The sequence below is a fragment of the Clostridium sp. MCC345 genome (assembly GCF_018785345.1).
GTDB classification, from domain to species: Bacteria; Bacillota; Clostridia; order Lachnospirales; family Anaerotignaceae; genus Anaerotignum_A; species Anaerotignum_A faecicola.
The window spans coordinates 3,103-18,243 of record NZ_WQPP01000035.1; the positions used below are offsets into that span (position 1 = coordinate 3,103).

At 45.9% G+C, this 15,141-nt stretch carries 14 protein-coding genes and 1 pseudogene; 8 read left to right on the forward strand and 7 right to left on the reverse strand.

Annotated elements, in window-relative coordinates; translation table 11 throughout:
* From GPK49_RS12975 to GPK49_RS08090, 7 genes are all read right to left on the reverse strand, one after another.
* The coding region (locus GPK49_RS12975) for a type IV secretory system conjugative DNA transfer family protein (protein ID WP_444876948.1) at positions 1 to 1,354 on the reverse strand (1,354 nt) is incomplete at its 3' end.
* Positions 1,351 to 1,821, reverse strand: coding sequence for a PcfB family protein (locus GPK49_RS08065; protein WP_118480871.1), 471 nt, complete (start codon positions 1,819 to 1,821; stop codon positions 1,351 to 1,353). The genes GPK49_RS12975 and GPK49_RS08065, both read right to left, overlap by 4 nt.
* A 91-nt stretch (positions 1,822 to 1,912) precedes the next feature.
* Positions 1,913 to 2,950 (reverse strand): hypothetical protein, encoded by a 1,038-nt coding sequence (locus tag GPK49_RS08070; protein ID WP_252198715.1) that lies wholly within the window; start codon positions 2,948 to 2,950, stop codon positions 1,913 to 1,915.
* A gap of 26 nt (positions 2,951 to 2,976) precedes the next feature.
* The gene (locus GPK49_RS08075) at positions 2,977 to 3,690 is read right to left on the reverse strand and encodes an antirestriction protein ArdA (RefSeq protein WP_215633905.1); all 714 of its coding nucleotides are present in this window, start codon (positions 3,688 to 3,690) and stop codon (positions 2,977 to 2,979) included.
* Between the two features lie 4 nt (positions 3,691 to 3,694).
* Positions 3,695 to 4,780 (reverse strand): DNA cytosine methyltransferase, encoded by a 1,086-nt coding sequence (locus tag GPK49_RS08080; RefSeq protein ID WP_154251803.1) that lies wholly within the window; start codon positions 4,778 to 4,780, stop codon positions 3,695 to 3,697.
* Positions 4,767 to 5,123, reverse strand: coding sequence for a DUF7768 domain-containing protein (locus GPK49_RS08085; protein WP_173015368.1), 357 nt, complete (start codon positions 5,121 to 5,123; stop codon positions 4,767 to 4,769). The genes GPK49_RS08080 and GPK49_RS08085 overlap by 14 nt, the downstream gene beginning before the upstream one ends.
* A gap of 309 nt (positions 5,124 to 5,432) precedes the next feature.
* The gene (locus GPK49_RS08090; protein ID WP_215677333.1) at positions 5,433 to 6,812 is read right to left on the reverse strand and encodes a ParB/RepB/Spo0J family partition protein; all 1,380 of its coding nucleotides are present in this window, start codon (positions 6,810 to 6,812) and stop codon (positions 5,433 to 5,435) included.
* Positions 6,813 to 6,972: 160 nt separating this feature from the next.
* Here GPK49_RS08090 and GPK49_RS08095 point away from each other — a divergent pair, with 160 nt between their 5' ends.
* The 8 genes and pseudogenes from GPK49_RS08095 (at position 6,973) to GPK49_RS08130 (ending at position 15,127) form a co-directional block, all read left to right on the forward strand.
* Positions 6,973 to 7,773, forward strand: a complete 801-nt coding sequence (locus GPK49_RS08095; protein ID WP_215677335.1) for a restriction endonuclease subunit S — start codon at positions 6,973 to 6,975, stop codon at positions 7,771 to 7,773.
* A 3-nt stretch (positions 7,774 to 7,776) separates the two neighbouring features.
* Positions 7,777 to 10,800: a DEAD/DEAH box helicase family protein gene (locus tag GPK49_RS08100; protein ID WP_215677337.1), complete on the forward strand. Its 3,024-nt coding sequence runs from the start codon at positions 7,777 to 7,779 to the stop codon at positions 10,798 to 10,800.
* 331 nt (positions 10,801 to 11,131) lie between these two features.
* Positions 11,132 to 11,357, forward strand: a pseudogene (locus tag GPK49_RS08105) (transposase); the annotation flags it as partial.
* A gap of 127 nt (positions 11,358 to 11,484) precedes the next feature.
* Positions 11,485 to 11,703 (forward strand): DUF3791 domain-containing protein, encoded by a 219-nt coding sequence (locus tag GPK49_RS08110; protein WP_016408172.1) that lies wholly within the window; start codon positions 11,485 to 11,487, stop codon positions 11,701 to 11,703.
* Entirely contained in the window at positions 11,700 to 11,861 is a 162-nt protein-coding gene (locus GPK49_RS08115; protein WP_016408173.1) for a DUF3990 domain-containing protein, read from the forward strand. Before GPK49_RS08110 ends, GPK49_RS08115 begins: the two co-directional genes overlap by 4 nt.
* Before the next feature lie 139 nt (positions 11,862 to 12,000).
* Entirely contained in the window at positions 12,001 to 13,728 is a 1,728-nt protein-coding gene (locus GPK49_RS08120) for a DUF262 domain-containing protein (RefSeq protein ID WP_215677339.1), read from the forward strand.
* A 270-nt stretch (positions 13,729 to 13,998) separates the two neighbouring features.
* On the forward strand, positions 13,999 to 14,361 hold the full coding sequence (locus GPK49_RS08125) for a fimbrial protein (protein WP_118578524.1): 363 nt from the start codon (positions 13,999 to 14,001) through the stop codon (positions 14,359 to 14,361).
* 406 nt (positions 14,362 to 14,767) lie between these two features.
* A complete protein-coding gene (locus GPK49_RS08130) occupies positions 14,768 to 15,127 on the forward strand; it encodes a helix-turn-helix transcriptional regulator (protein WP_215677341.1) in 360 nt (119 codons plus the stop codon).
* Positions 15,128 to 15,141 lie beyond the last annotated feature (14 nt).

Here is a 15,141-nt window from a genome sequence, read left to right on the forward strand (position 1 = left end):
AGATTTCCATAATCTGACCGACTTTCAGATAGTCACGACCCATGCGGCTCATGTCCTTGATACACAGGTACTCCACATTCCCGGCTTCCACTTCTTTCATCATTGCTAAAAATCCGGGACGGTCAAAGCAAGTACCACTAATACCATCGTCCGTGAAATGGACAATGTTTGTAAAGCCCTGCCGTGCGGCGAACTCCTCCAACATAGCCTTTTGATTGGAAATGGAATTGCTCTCACGCTGTTGGTCATCATCTTTGCCAAAGTCATCACGGCTCAGTCGTTCGTACAGAGCTGTGATTTTCTCATTTTTTCTCATAACTTGCGCTCCTTTCTTCGATTTTGGGTTGTGTGTTCTAAGAGACTTCCCAACTGCTTGATTAAGAAGTCTTTTAGAGCATACAACACCGCTGGCGAGCTTGTATTTCTTATACTGCCTCACGGCGAAGTGCTGGGGGCTGCGACGTTCCAACCCGTCAAACATATAGTCCACCGCATTTTTGAAGGTTTCGTCATCCTCCCGGACTTCCATGCTGTTTATCATTTCCACCAGCGTATTCATGTTGCGTTCTTCCTCCGGCCCCTCAAAGACGATGTAGGCCACAAGGGCGCAGTACAAGAGGGTTTCAGCTTTAGTCCAGAACTCGTCGCCCTCCTTGCCGTCGCCTTTGGTGTTGGCGATCAGGGCGGTAACGAATTTCAAAACATCGCTTTCCGTCTTGATATAGGCCAGCGGATTGTAGTGCATGGATTTTGAAAAGTCGATACTGTTGAACACCCGCACCCTGTATTTCTCCCGTTGCAGAAACCGCCCGCACTGGTCGAGGGTGCCGCCCTTCGGGTCTACCACCACATACGAGGAATGGGCTTGAAGGAGCTGCGGGGTCAGCCAGAACCTTGTCTTTCCCGAGCCGGACGAGCCGATGACACAGGCGTTTAGGTTCCGGGCATTGGCGGGAATCTTCGGGCGGGTGTTCATGGTAAGGAACTCCGTCCCGGTCAGAATGACATTGTTCTGAAATTTAGGGTCAACAAACGGCTTTATATCCTCCTTTGTTCCAAAGCGGGCGGTGCCGTACTCCGCATCCCGCCGGAATTTTTTCGCCTGCCTGATCTTTGACTGTATCAGCAGATACACCCCAGCCGCACCGGCAAGGCCCACCAGCAGGTCAATACCGCCCAGCCCCGGCCAGTAGGTTTCAAAGGCTTTGGGGAAGGTATCAAGCATCCCCACGAGCTTTGTCCCGAAGTCTGTGCCGGGGGCGATCCGGTAGGCCGTCCCGATTTTGGAGAAGAACCAGAACACAAAGAGGTACGGCAGGTTTGGGAGCACATATTTTCTGATCTTGTCACTCAACGTCCGTCCTTCACCGCCTCTCTGGTTCGCTGCTTTTCCTTTGCCTGTGTCCTGATCTGCTCCGTGAATTTCCGAAGCTGGCCGAGGATGGAAGCCTTGTCCTGCTCTTTGTTCAGCACCTTTGCGCTGTACTTCTGGAAGGCCGCTGTGATAACGTCCGCCTGATTGGCTTTGAAAAACAGCAGGTAATGACCGGGGCTCACTTTATGGAAAGCGTAGTCCACATGGAACTCCTTCGCAATCCGGTCAAAATCCTTTGGGGCTCCCACATAGGGCATAGCGCTTTTGCCGCCATAGTGGTTCATCAGCTTTTTTACGCTCTGGCGTCCCTGCGGGGTCAGCGCCTTCCGGTGGTGCTTTTGCACCGCCCGCGCCACCTTTCCAAGAGCGGCAGCCAGCACTTTTCCCGTGAGCTTCGTTGTCCTGATCGAAAGGGCAACCGTTTTTTGGTTTACTTCTTCCTGCATAAAACCTCCTTTCCGTCGGGGTTCCCGCTATCCGGGAGGCCCCCGTACAATCTCGGGGAACAGAAAACCTCGGGCCAATGTGGCCCGAGGCTTACCGCTCGGCATCCCTGCCGGACGGAGCTTTCTTTTCCGGCTCCGTCTGGACTTTTTCGCCCTGTTCCCGCATGGTCTGCAAGATAGAGGGCTTCTTTTGAAGCTGGGAGGGCTTTTCGCCAGACAGCGGCTTGATACATTCCAAACGGTCAGCCGCCCGGATGGCGTTGTCCGTGAGCTGCCTCTGCCATGCACCCACGCTGGGAGCCCAGCGGAAACCGTTGCTTTTCAGCTCGGCCCGGGTGTCCGCGTCAGGCTTTCCGTCAAAGAACACCTGCAAGCGGTTGTCCTCCCGGTTCATTTCCACACGGCCCCCATCGAACTCCCAACCGGAAAATTCCTGCTGTGCCTGTTTGGAAAGCTGTTCGATACGGGCCTTTACCCGGCGGATCTCCGCATTGTTGTTAGTAAGCTGGTAGCTTTCAAAGGGCCTCGGGTCGCTCCGCCAGCTTGACGCCATGCTTGCTTTCAGCTTTTCAATCTGGTCTGGCGACAGTAGCGCACAGCCATCCAGCTTGCCATGCTTGCGGTAATAGGCGTTGACCTCCTTCATAATGAGCTGGGAGCGTTCCAGCCCGTCCAGCTTCTTCTGGAGCTTTTCGATGACCGCCGGGTCATCGGCGCTGATCCCGCCCATGCCGGTACTGCGTATCTTATCCAGAAGCCCTTGAATATACCGCCATTCCTCCATGTTGCTGTCCCGAGCCCGGTTTTGCTTTTCCTTTTTTCCCACCGGGAAATTGGCAGGTCCGGCGATCATCACAGAGGGAACCCTTGCGTCAATGGCAAAGCCCTGGTTCATGTTTTCGGCCAGCTTGCGGGCGTAGGTGTCTAACAGATGGTCGATCTTCTCATGGTACATGGGGTCCACCCGGGATTTCTGCTTTTCCGCTATGGCGGCGGCCTTGTCCACCATTGCCCGGTATTCCGCCGTTGCGCTCCCTTCCTTGTAGTCGGAAAAGCTGTTCATTTCTTTTGCCCGGCGGGCGGCTCCTTCATTGATAGGGTAATAGTTGATGGTATGCACCTCCTTCATGCTTCGGGCCATGTTGGCCCGAAGTCTTACCGTTCTTCATGGGAAGGCCCCGCCTTGTCCTTTTTCGGAGCGGGCGGGGCTTCTTGAAACCGTTTGAGTGCAGCGAGAATGGAGTGGACAGGCTCGGCCTTTTCAGGATAGGTAAATATCCGGTGTTCCGGCGGAATGTCCTGCGACCCGTGGTAATACTCCTTGAAGCCCTCCGGGACTGCCGACACATACCCACCGGGAGCGAATACGCCGCCCTCGTTGATACGCACATCCCGCCCGTATGCTTCATAATCGAAGTAGTTCTGAATGTGCTCCGGTATCTCGATGGTCCCCAGCTCGTCGGCGTAAAGACGGCCCAGCCCTTCATCATCGGAAATATCCGGGTAAAAGCGGTACAGGTCAAGGTTCTGCGTCAGGTTTATCAAATCTTTCACGCTCCTTGTGTGGTTTCCCAAGACAAGAGCGGCTTCAAAGGTTTCCAGTCCGCCCTTATCCCGTACTTCCAGCAGGGCGTGGCCCAGTTCGTTCAGCTCGTCGATGTTCTCACATTCGTAGAGATGATCATAGAGCCCCAGCACATCGCTGTCAAAGCTGGTAAAGAACACTTCGCTGTACCGTTTCCCATCTATCCCGATTTTGGCAAGGGCGGCCTGCAACTCCTGTGTCGTCGTGGGGAAATGTACCGTTGTCCCTACCTCGATCCCCATTAAGGGGTACAGGGCTGTATTGGTTATATAGGCTTCAAACATGGGCTTATTCCTCCTTTCCGGCCCGGTCAGCCAGCACCTCATAGATCCCGGCCATAATGTAATCGGCACAAGGGAGGGCAATCGCGTTTCCCAGCGCCTTGTAGCGTTGCAGAGGCCGAATCTCCACGCCGTCCGCCCCGTACTTTGTCCAGCCCTCTGGCAGCCCCATCAGCCGTTCACTCTCTGTTTCCGTCAGAAAACGGATACAGCCGCCCTCCGGGTCGCCCTCATACCAGAAGGCGAAGGGCGTCACGTCACTGGCTAAAAGAGTGGGAAAAGGGTCAGTTGGTAATCCGAAGCTGTTTCGGAAGGCCGTTTCTTCCTGCCTTTTTGCCGCTCCCCGCATACGGAAGCACTGAAAGGGGTGGATGACTGGTATCTGCCGCCCTGTTTCAAAAGAAGCTGTTCGATCTCCTTCGGCGGCGGCCCGCCCGCCCTCTCCGCAAGGCGGAGGAAGTGGGAGCATTGGACGGGGCTTAAATAGTATGTCTGCGGCACATCTGCCTCCAAAATCCGCCACGACGAAAATCCGCTGCCTTCGTGCCAGCCTTCGGGAGCCTGCCCAATACTGGGCGTCCATGAGCCGCCAGCACACATCAGGCGTTCCCCCTCGCACCATTCCGGCGTTTCCCCATTTTCCCGAAGGAGGCATTGGAACTTCGGTGTCCGAGAAGGCGGATAGGACGGCTCTAAAGTCCATCCGGTCATTTGTAGAAAACGCTCCCATGACGTTTTCCCAAACAGCGATAGCTGGATATAGGTTATCAGTAGCATCCCTCATTTCCTGTATGATACGAAACGCCTGATAGAACAGGCTTGATTTTGCCCCGGCAAGGCCGGAGCGGTTGCCGATCAGAGAAAGGTTCTGACAGGGAGAGCCGAAGGTTATCACATGGACAGGCGGGATTTTCCCGCCGTCCACCTTCGTAATATCCCCCAAATGCACCATGTCGGGAAAGTGCCTTTTGGTTATGGAGATGGGCGCTTTTTCAATCTCGCTGGCCCAGACCGGACGGATACCGCACCGGGAAGCAGCCAGAGGGAACACGCCAATCCCGTCGAAAAGGCTCCCCAGCTTAATGTCCGGCATGGCCCGGGGTGCCGTGTCCCTTCACGGCAAGCACCCCTTCCAGCGTTGTCGCCGCAATGCCCAGCCGTCCGGCAACCGCAATATCGTTTTTCACATCCTCGTCCACAGCGCTGCCGCAGACGATCAGGGTGTGGGAGCGCCGCAGCATATCCCGGCGCATATCGATCCCGGCCTTATGTTCCTCGGGAACGCTGTCATTCAAAAACAGCGGCAGATACAAGAGCGGGCAGATCGGGGAAAAGCCCGCCTCATAAGCAAGGCGGCAGTAGTGGGTCGCCAGCTCCATATCAACATCCGGCTCACCGCTCCATGCGGCGGTCAGGTATGCTAAAGGTCGTTTCATTGGTTGAGCCTCCATTTCTGTTTTGGTTTAGGGAAAAGCAAGGTATCGCCCAACCCCTCCGCCCCTTCCCCCGGGAAGGGGAACGGCTCTGGAGAATTTATATCCCCGTCGCTTGACCGGGAAAAAGCATAACCGGGAGAAATCCGTCAAGGGTGCCTCCGGCACCGCCTGCGGCGGCGCTGCCCTTGACTGATTTTCCCGGCTATGCTACGGAATAACTGGCGACGGGGAATCATTTATATCTCCAGAGCTTCGGGGCGCGGGGCAGAGCCCCGCAATCCTCGGGCCATGCTGACCCGAAGTTTGGGCTTACTTTTCCTGTTCGGTTTTCTTCTCCGGCTTTTTGTGTTCCTTCTGCTGACCCTTCCAGTCGTCCAGCAGCTTGATGATCTGGTCCTTCATTTCCCTCGGCGTAGTTTCCTTGCCGAAATACTTGCTCAGTTCCGCACCTGTCAAAATCACTTTGTCTACCTCCTTTTTGTCCTCCATCATAATGCCGTCGATCACATCCCCGTTGAGCAGCTTCTTTTCGTCCAGCTCACGCATACGCTTTGCCTGAGCCTGTGAAGGCGAGGACTGCTGGCTGTCAATGGCGACGGCGATATAGTTCTGGTTCTTCTTGCCGATATAGGAAAGCTCCACCGCCGTAGTAAAACCCAGCTTTTTTTCATCCATCAGCTTCATCAGGTCGGGAACCAGCTCATTGAGACGGATATACCGCTGCACCTGCTTGACCGCCATCTTATTGCGCTCGGCCACAATCTCGTTGGAGCGTTTGCCTGCGTCCTTCGGGTCAATCTGGCCCGAAGTGCGGGAGCCCTGGTGCTTGATGGCTTCAAGCTGCATTTTCAAGGCTTTGGCCCGCTCACTGGGGAGGATTTCTTCACGCTGGTTGAGATTGTCCTCGACCATCTGTGTGATGGCTTCATCATCTGTCAGGTTTCGGACGATACAGGGCATATCCGCATACCCGGCAAGCTCGCTGGCCTTCTGGCGGCGGTGGCCGGACACGATCTCATAGCCGCCATCCTCACGGGGACGGACGATAGCGGGCTGGGTCACGCCCTTGTCCTTGACGCTGGACACCATAGCCCGCATTTCTTCATCATCCCGAACCTCAAAGGGATGGTTCTTGAAGGCGTGAAGCTCGTTCAGCTTGATATAGACGATCTGTTCCTTGCCCCGGCGTGGTGCATCCTTCGGTTTTTCGGGTTCCTTCGGAGCGGGAGCGGCCTGTACCGTTGGCGCCGTTTTTTTCTCCGGTTCCTTTTTGACCGCATTTTCCGGTTTCTGTGCGGGAGCTTCGGGCTTCGGGGTTGCGGCCTTGTCCTTATCTGCTTTCGGGGGACGGCCCCGGCGCTTCGGCTGTTCCGGCTCTTTGGGTTTTTCCTCCGCTTTCTTCGGAGCCCCCGGCTGCTTTTCCGGTTTTTCCGTTTTTGCCGGGGCAGGCTTTTCCCCGCTGGGAGCTGCCGCCCGTTCCTCGACCTTCTTTTCCTTCATAATTTCAGCGAAGTTATAGACAGAAACCTGTGGGGTCTTTACCTCTGGTTCCGTCTTTTTTCCCGGCTCCGGGGAAACGGAAACCTTCTCCGGCTCTTTTTGGGGAGCGGGAGGCGTTTCCTTGCCCGGCCCGCTATCCGTTACCGGCTGTTCCGGCGTTTTTGTGGTTTTATCATCTGCCATAAGCATTTACCTCCTGTTTTTTGGCATGAAAAAAGAGGCTCAACTTTTCAGTCAAGCCCCCGTGGGAAGTTCCTCCTTTCTCCGCCATGATACAAAAATACCGCCCGTAGTCTCGTTTGGGCGGTACTTTGTGTAAGATTGGCAGTCCATTATTAAGTTTTTTATTATGTTCCCTTTGTACACCGTTGCAATCATTGCAGAAGCAAAGGCAAGTATTGAAGAATATAAAGAACTGAAACAATCTATATTATTTGAGACAATGACGCGGGGAATTCAGTCTGATAGGAAGTATAAGACATGTGATTACGAATGGTTGGGTAAAGTTCCTGAAGATTGGTCACTTATGAAAATCACACATATTTTAGATGATAATGATAGTTATCCTATTGGGGATGGGGACCATGGTTTAATCAAAACAGATTCATATAAATCAGAAGGTATACCATACATAAGAGTTCAAAATATTGGATGGGGAACACCTTTATTAATGGATAATGTAGTATACATTTCTAAAGAGGATAATGAAAGAATTAAAGGAAGTCAATTAAAACCTGGTGATGTTTTATTTGTGAAAACTGGAGCGACAATTGGTAAAACTGCGATAGTGCCGAACAATATTCCTATATCAAATACAACATCACATGTTGGTAAAATAACCGTATCAAAAGAACATAATTCAAAATACATATTTTATTTATTGAGCTCGTTTATTGGTTATAAACAATTTTGGGATATTGCATGTATGAAGGCAACAAGACCAGAATTATCTATTAGTGAAATAAAACAAATGAAAGTATTAATACCTTCAACTAGAGATGAAGAGGATGAGATTGTAGAGTATTTAGATAATAAACTTCCAGAATATGAAACATTAATTTGCATTAAAGAATCTCTTATCAATGACCTTGAAGCATACAAGAAATCATTGATTTATGAAGTGGTAACAGGAAAAAGAAGGGTGGTATAAGCTATGGCTGAAAATGAAAAACAGTTTGAATCCAATATCGAAGCCTTTCTTATCTCACCTGATGGTGGATATGAAAAGGCAACAGATGCCGGATATGCCTCATCTTCCGGTATTGCGTTGGATATTCATACATTGGTTGGGTTTGTGAAAGCAACCCAGCCTACCCAGTGGCAGCGTTTTGAAAAGCAGTGCAATTCTGACCCATATGAGAAGTTTTATAAATGTTTTGAAGATGCCGTGCAGATGGATGGCTTGCTGTCTGTCATGCGACATGGATTTAAACATCGTGGAATGGATTTTAAGGTTTGCTATTTCAAACCGGAATCCACTCTGAATGATGTTGCTGTAAAAAGATATAAGCAGAATGTGTGTCAGTGTATCAGACAATGGCACTATTCAGAGCAGAACAACAATTCAGTTGATATGATGCTTGCAATCAATGGTATTCCGGTGGTTGCGATTGAATTAAAGAACCAGCTGACAGGTCAGACAGTGGACAATGCAAAATTGCAGTGGCAGTATGACCGTGACCAGAGGGAACCTGCATTTTGGCTGAATCACCGTATCCTGGCATATTTTGCAGTAGACCTTTACGAAGCATGGATGGCTACTGAGTTGAAAGGTGCAGATACATATTTTCTGCCATTCAATCAGGGTTCCAACGGTGCCGGAAATGACGGTGGTGCAGGGAATCCGCAGGCAGAAGATGATAATTATGTAACATCTTATATCTGGGAAAATGTATTACAGAAGGACAGCTTGCTGGATATTATTCAGAAGTTCATCAGCTTTGAGGTGAAGACCGAAAAGAAAGATGGAAAGAATGTTACAAAGAAGCGTCTGATTTTCCCTAGATTTCATCAGCTGGATGTAGTACGTAAGCTGATTGCTGATGTGCGTGAGAATGGTTCAGGAAACAATTATCTGATTCAGCACTCAGCTGGTTCAGGCAAGTCAAACTCTATTGCATGGACGGCGTATCGTCTGACATCTTTGCATAATGATGACAATGAACCTGTATTTACATCGGTTGTTATCGTAACTGACAGACGTAATCTGGATGCACAGTTACAGGAAACAATCACAGGATTTGACCATACAATCGGCAGTGTATGTGCGATTGATGAAAAGAAATCCTCTAAGGATTTAAAGGATGCATTGAACGCAGGAAAGAGAATCATTGTAACAACATTACAGAAATTCCCAGTCATTTATGAAGAAGTGGATGATACAACAGATAAGCGATTTGCGATTATCGTAGATGAAGCACATTCTTCGCAGACCGGTTCCTCTGCAATGAAATTAAAGGCTGCACTTGCGGATGTATCGGATGCTCTGAAAGAGTATGCGGAACTGGAAGGAAAAGCCGAAGATGAATTGCTGGATGACAATGACCGTCTGGTGCATGAAATGATTTCGCATGGAAAACATAAGAATCTTTCATTCTTTGCGTTTACAGCAACACCAAAGGGTGCAACATTGGAGATGTTCGGTACAGAATGGAATGATGGTTCCTATCATCCATTCCATGTATATTCGATGCGTCAGGCAATCGAAGAGGGATTCATTCTGGATGTTCTTCAGAACTATACAACGTATAGAACCTGCTATCAGATTGTGAAGAACACAAAGGATAATCCTGATGTTCCGCAGTCAAAGGCGCTCAAGACAATCAAGAAATACGAAGAGCTGCATCCTTATAACATTCAGCAGAAATCAGCGATTATCGTTGAAACATTCCGTAATGTAACGAAGCAGAAAATCAAGGGAAAAGGAAAGATGATGGTTGTAACATCATCGAGACTTGCTGCTGTTCGTTACTATCATGAGATTAAGAATTATTTGGAATCAAATGGTTATCATGATGTGGAAATCCTGGCTGCGTTCTCCGGTTCTATCAAGGACCCGGATGATGTGACAGAAACAGAGTGGACAGAAAGTAAGCTGAATGGCGTGAATGAATCACAGACAAAACAGGTATTCCATGATGAAGGAAATATTCTGATTGTAGCTGAGAAATATCAGACCGGATTTGATGAACCATTGCTTCATACAATGATTGTTGATAAGAAATTACGAGGTGTAAAAGCTGTTCAGACACTGAGCAGATTGAACCGTACACATCCGGATAAACAGGATACGTTCATCATTGATTTTGTGAATACAAAAGAAGATATTTTGAAAGCGTTTCAGCCGTTCTATCAGGAAACATCATTGGCTCAGGAAATCAATACTGATTTGATTTACAAGACACAAAGGATGTTGCGTGCTTTTAAAATTTATGATGATGCTGACATCGAAAAAATAAATAAAATCTATTTCGATGGAGATAAACGCAAGGCGAATAAGATTCAGGCAGCAATAACAAATGCATTGTTACCGATTCAGCAGAAGTATAACGCATTGAATCAGGAACAGAGATACCAGTTCCGTAAACTTTGCAGAACATTTGTAAAATGGTATGGATATATTACGCAGATTGCGCGTATGTTTGATAAGCAGATGCATAATGAATACATCTTCTGCTCCTACTTGGCGAAAGTAATTCCTGCTGACCCGAGCGTTCCGTTTGCTTTAGGTGACCGAGTGAAACTTGAGTATTATAATCTTGAGAAAACATTTGAAGGTTCTATTGACCTTGTAAAAGAAGAAAAAGGTATTTATGAATCGACCAGACTGAAAAAGCCTGTAAAAATGGAAGAAACCCTTAGTCCATTAGAACAGGTAATTGAAAAAATTAATGAACAATACATGGGGAACTTTACCGAAGGAGATAAGGTTGTAATAACCACATTGCATCAGAAACTAAAGAATAATAAAAAGCTGGTGAAATCTGCTCAGACAGATGGTCGCCAGATTTTTGAGAAGAATATTTTTCCTCAGTTGTTTGATGATGCAGCGCAGGAAGCGTATTCTGAAAGTATAGAAACCTACACGAAGCTATTTGAAGACGCCGGAAAATACCGTGCTATTATGGGGGCATTGGCGCATGCAATGTTTGAAGAATTGCAACAAAGGAATATATGAATAAAAATATTCATTCCCTAAGATAGAGGCTGCGAGTAGGGTATTTGAGAGTGCGAAATACGTTGCAAATCTGAAAAACTTAATAAAAAGTATTTATTGCAAAAAAAGAAAAGCTCACTGTGGAGTGTTTTGAACTGACCCCAAAAGGTTAGACGAATATTTTAAGTAAAACAATTCAAGCAACCGAAAGGGCTTTTAAGGAGCAATAGCTAATTGGTTGCTAAGCACAATTTTTTTGTGGCAGTTTTGGGCATGTGAGCTTTTTTCTATAAAATAGTGTTTAGAAGGTTCTTCTATGATACAATAAATATCATTAGGAGAACCTTTTATTATGGCGAGGCAAAAGAAACCTGTACATCGCGTACAAATGACAGAAGGAAAACGAAACATCATCCATCAGTTCCTTGAAGAGTACGATATCCCGTTTGTAGAAGACATTCGGGATGCACTCAAGGATTTTTTTGGGCGGCATCATCAAGGAAATAATGGAAGCTGAAATGGATGAACACCTTGGCTATGAAAAATCAGAACGCTCAGATAATGATAATTATCGCAACCAATGGTAAGGTGAATAGTGGGCGGATTCTTATAGATATCTGTTATTTTATGATAATAACTTGAACGATAACTTAAAATACTTGTTATAATCTAAGTATAAATATGAGAGAAAGGATGGTAGTAATTATGTGTGAGAAAAAAGAATTGAGTTTTTCGATATTCATGTTATATAGTCTTGCGGAAAAATGGAAGATGTCTCCAGCCGAAGTGTATAAAATATTAAACACAACAGGAATTTTAGATAATTATATTATTAAATGTTACGATGTTCTTCATACACAGGGAAAGGAATATCTGGTAGAAGATATTACTGATTATGTGAGAGAAAAAGGAGTTAATGTATGATTGTATATCATGGATCAACAGAAATTATAAAAAATTCGGATGTAATACATTCGAAAAAATATTTGGATTTTGGTCGAGGTCTTTACATCACAACTTTTGAGAACCAGGCAAAGAAATGGACAGTTCGAAAGGGCATGAGACGGGAAAGGTTGCAATAGTTAATATTTATGAATTATCTGAAGAATGGGATAATTTCAAGGTATTATCTTTTGAGAAAGAGAACGAGCCAGAGCTTTTTGAATAAATAGAATAAGAAAATTACGAGCATAGCTGATTTACCGGAAGGAGAAGGCGAATATGGCAACTGAAATTAAATGTGAGAAAAAGGTGATTCGAGAGATATTCAATATGTGGTACTGTATTCCGGATTACCAGAGGGCGTATGTTTGGGATACAGACCAGGTAAGAGACCTTCTGGATGATACAATATCTGCTTATCGAGAAAATAAGGAGGCACAGTATTTTCTCGGCTCCATGGTATTGAAAATAAATGAGAAATCTGAGAACAATGTTTCTTACACCGAATATGAATTGCTGGATGGTCAGCAAAGAATCACAACGGTTTTTCTGATTTTAGCGTGCATGAGAGATATGCTTACAGATTATCCGCAATATCAGAATTCGTTAGCCGGTTTTGTTTATCAGGCGGAGGATGCCATTTTACAGCAGCCGGAACGGATGCGGATTATATTTAATATCCGTTCGGATGTCAGAGATTTTGTGAACGAGCATATAAAGCCGTTGCATGGTACATGTGACAGTGCGCTTCTGAAAGATAAGATGCAGGCGAAGGATGTCAATATATCTATTAGAAATATGGCGAACGCCATGCTGGTTGCCCATGAATTTCTTGAAGAAAACAAGAGTGAAATTATTGGATACCTGTCCTATTTTTTAAATAAGGTTCTGATGATTTATGTTGCGACAGAAGAACTGCAGGATGCCTTTCAGCTGTTTACGGTGTTAAATAACAGAGGGGTTAAGCTTTCGAGCAGTGATATTCTGAAGGCAGAAAATCTGAAAGAACTCTCTGCTGCAGACAGAACATCCTGGGCAACAAGATGGGAAGAAATGGAGACGTACTTTGGCGAGGACTTCGATAAATTTCTTTCGCATATCAGAACAATCCTTGTTAAGAAAAAGCAGACAACGACATTATTAAAGGAATTTGATGAGTTTGTTTATTCTAATCAGGAATATGACCGTACACAGAAAAAATATGTCCCCAGAACTCCAATCCTGCGCCGTGGGAGAGATACCTTCGAGCTGCTTTATTCTTATTATCATACATATCAGGAGGTATTTGATACGGATCATTCTGTGGTAACCGGTGATTACGAAATTACAAACTATCTGAAGCTGATGGAAACAGGATTTGGTGCGGATTACTGGATCGCACCCGTTTTAGATTATTATCGGAAATACCGCAGATGGGGCTTTGTTGCATTTCTGAAAGCACTGGACCGCAAGTTATCGGCGGATTGGATTACTGCTGCCACTCCAACTGTGAGAATGGAAAATGTAAACGCCATTCTGCGTGAGATTGAAGCAAGTCAGGATTCCGCAGTATTGCTCCAATCAAAGACTTTTACCATAAACAAAAGCGATTTTGAAAGAGTCATCAATGGAGATATTTACGGAAGATCATTTGCAAAGTATCTGCTTCTAAAATTAGACCTCATTTACAGAGGTTCTTCTACACCTATGATTCCGCAGGCAATCGCAAGCATAGAACATATTCTTCCTCGCAATCCTTCCGCAGATAGTCAATGGGTAAAAGATTTTTCTGCGGCAGAACGAGAAGAATGGACAAATAAGCTGGGGAACCTTGTCTTAATATCGAGAAGAAAGAATACCTCTCAGGGCAACAGAGATTATGTAGAGAAAAAGGAAAAATATTTCGAGAAGAATATCGAAATGTTCCCGAATTCCATACGCATTTATCAGAATTATCCGGAATGGAAACTGTCTGATTTGAAGAAGAATCATTCTGATGTTGTGACAGAACTGCTGAATGTGTATTAAGGACTATTTGCGCCGTTCCGAAAATTGTGAGGAAAGGCGCAAATACGAAATATTTTAAGTTTTGCGAACCATTGCAAATGTGTGGAGCGGATTTTCGTTCTGCAGAGACATTTTTGGCATATGATTGGAACGAAATTGGAACATCTCTGGAATTTACAATGAAATTCTTCTATTATATAATGATAGTATCGAAAAATATACAGACAGCAAAGAACACCTGAATTTTTATGATTCAGGTGTTTTTTTGTACCTGAAATAAGGAGGCAGCTTATGAAAAAGAATGGGAAAAAGAAAAATCATATCAGTATTCAACAGCTTGGATATTTATTTTTCTGTGTGGTTACGATGCAGGCATATTGGATTCGACCGGTTTATGCCGTTACGGTTTGGGAAAAAGCGTCTGAGATTATGAAGGATGTCTATAAGCAAATTATAGGGATTTCTACGATAGCAGCGATTGTGACGGCGGCAATAGCACTTCTTTTAATGAATTTTTCTCGGAGCGGCAGAACGGTTGACGAATCGAGAGCATGGCTGAAAAGGATTGCGATTACATGGGCGATTATCAATGGTTTGGGCTTTATTATGTCCTATATTACACCGTTTTTCTCCGGTGGGCAGTGGACACCCTGATGGAGAAGAAAGAGGCTGTCATTGAAAAGTAGCTGATATTTTGTTAAACTATCAGTAAGAAAAAATAGTTTTTTGAGGGAGATAAGCCATGAAAAGAATATGACATCTGCCGATGGTTTGTTGCGGACTTATGAGCAGGCGGTATCCTATTATAAGTTTGCTGTCATCAATTATATCGGATTTCATGACAGGGGGATGCTTCTTGTCCGAAGGGCAAGAAGATGGGAGAAAGAAAGAGTATAACAAATCGGAATTTGTCGTTTTATTAATTTACATATATGCCTTTTACATAAAAAAGTGTTATTTTAGTTCCGCAACCGTTCGCAACCAAAGAAATATCGTGATAGTTGGTGGTAGCAACCATGAAATTTCGCTATCATTAAGTCACGAAAAGAGGTGATTATAAGTGAAATACGATTTTTTAGGAGTTGTTGTTTTTGGTATTGTACTGCTAATCGGGGTGGCGGTGATAGCGGCATTTATCACTGTTGGAATTTTCCTCATAAGAGCATTGAGTAGATATATCAAATCAGGCAATGTCAGAAAAGAAAAGTCCAGCATCAAGAAATCTCTCGGTGAGGTTTTGAAACAGCATCGTGAAGAGTGTAAGATGACGCAGGAGTTTGTTGCAGAATCTATCGGCGTAAGCAGGCAGGCTGTCTCTAAATGGGAGACCGGAGCATCTGACCCAAGTACTTCCAATCTGCTTACACTTGCAAAATTGTTCAACACTACGGCAGAAGAACTATTACGTGAAGTACAATAAGCGTGGAAAACGGA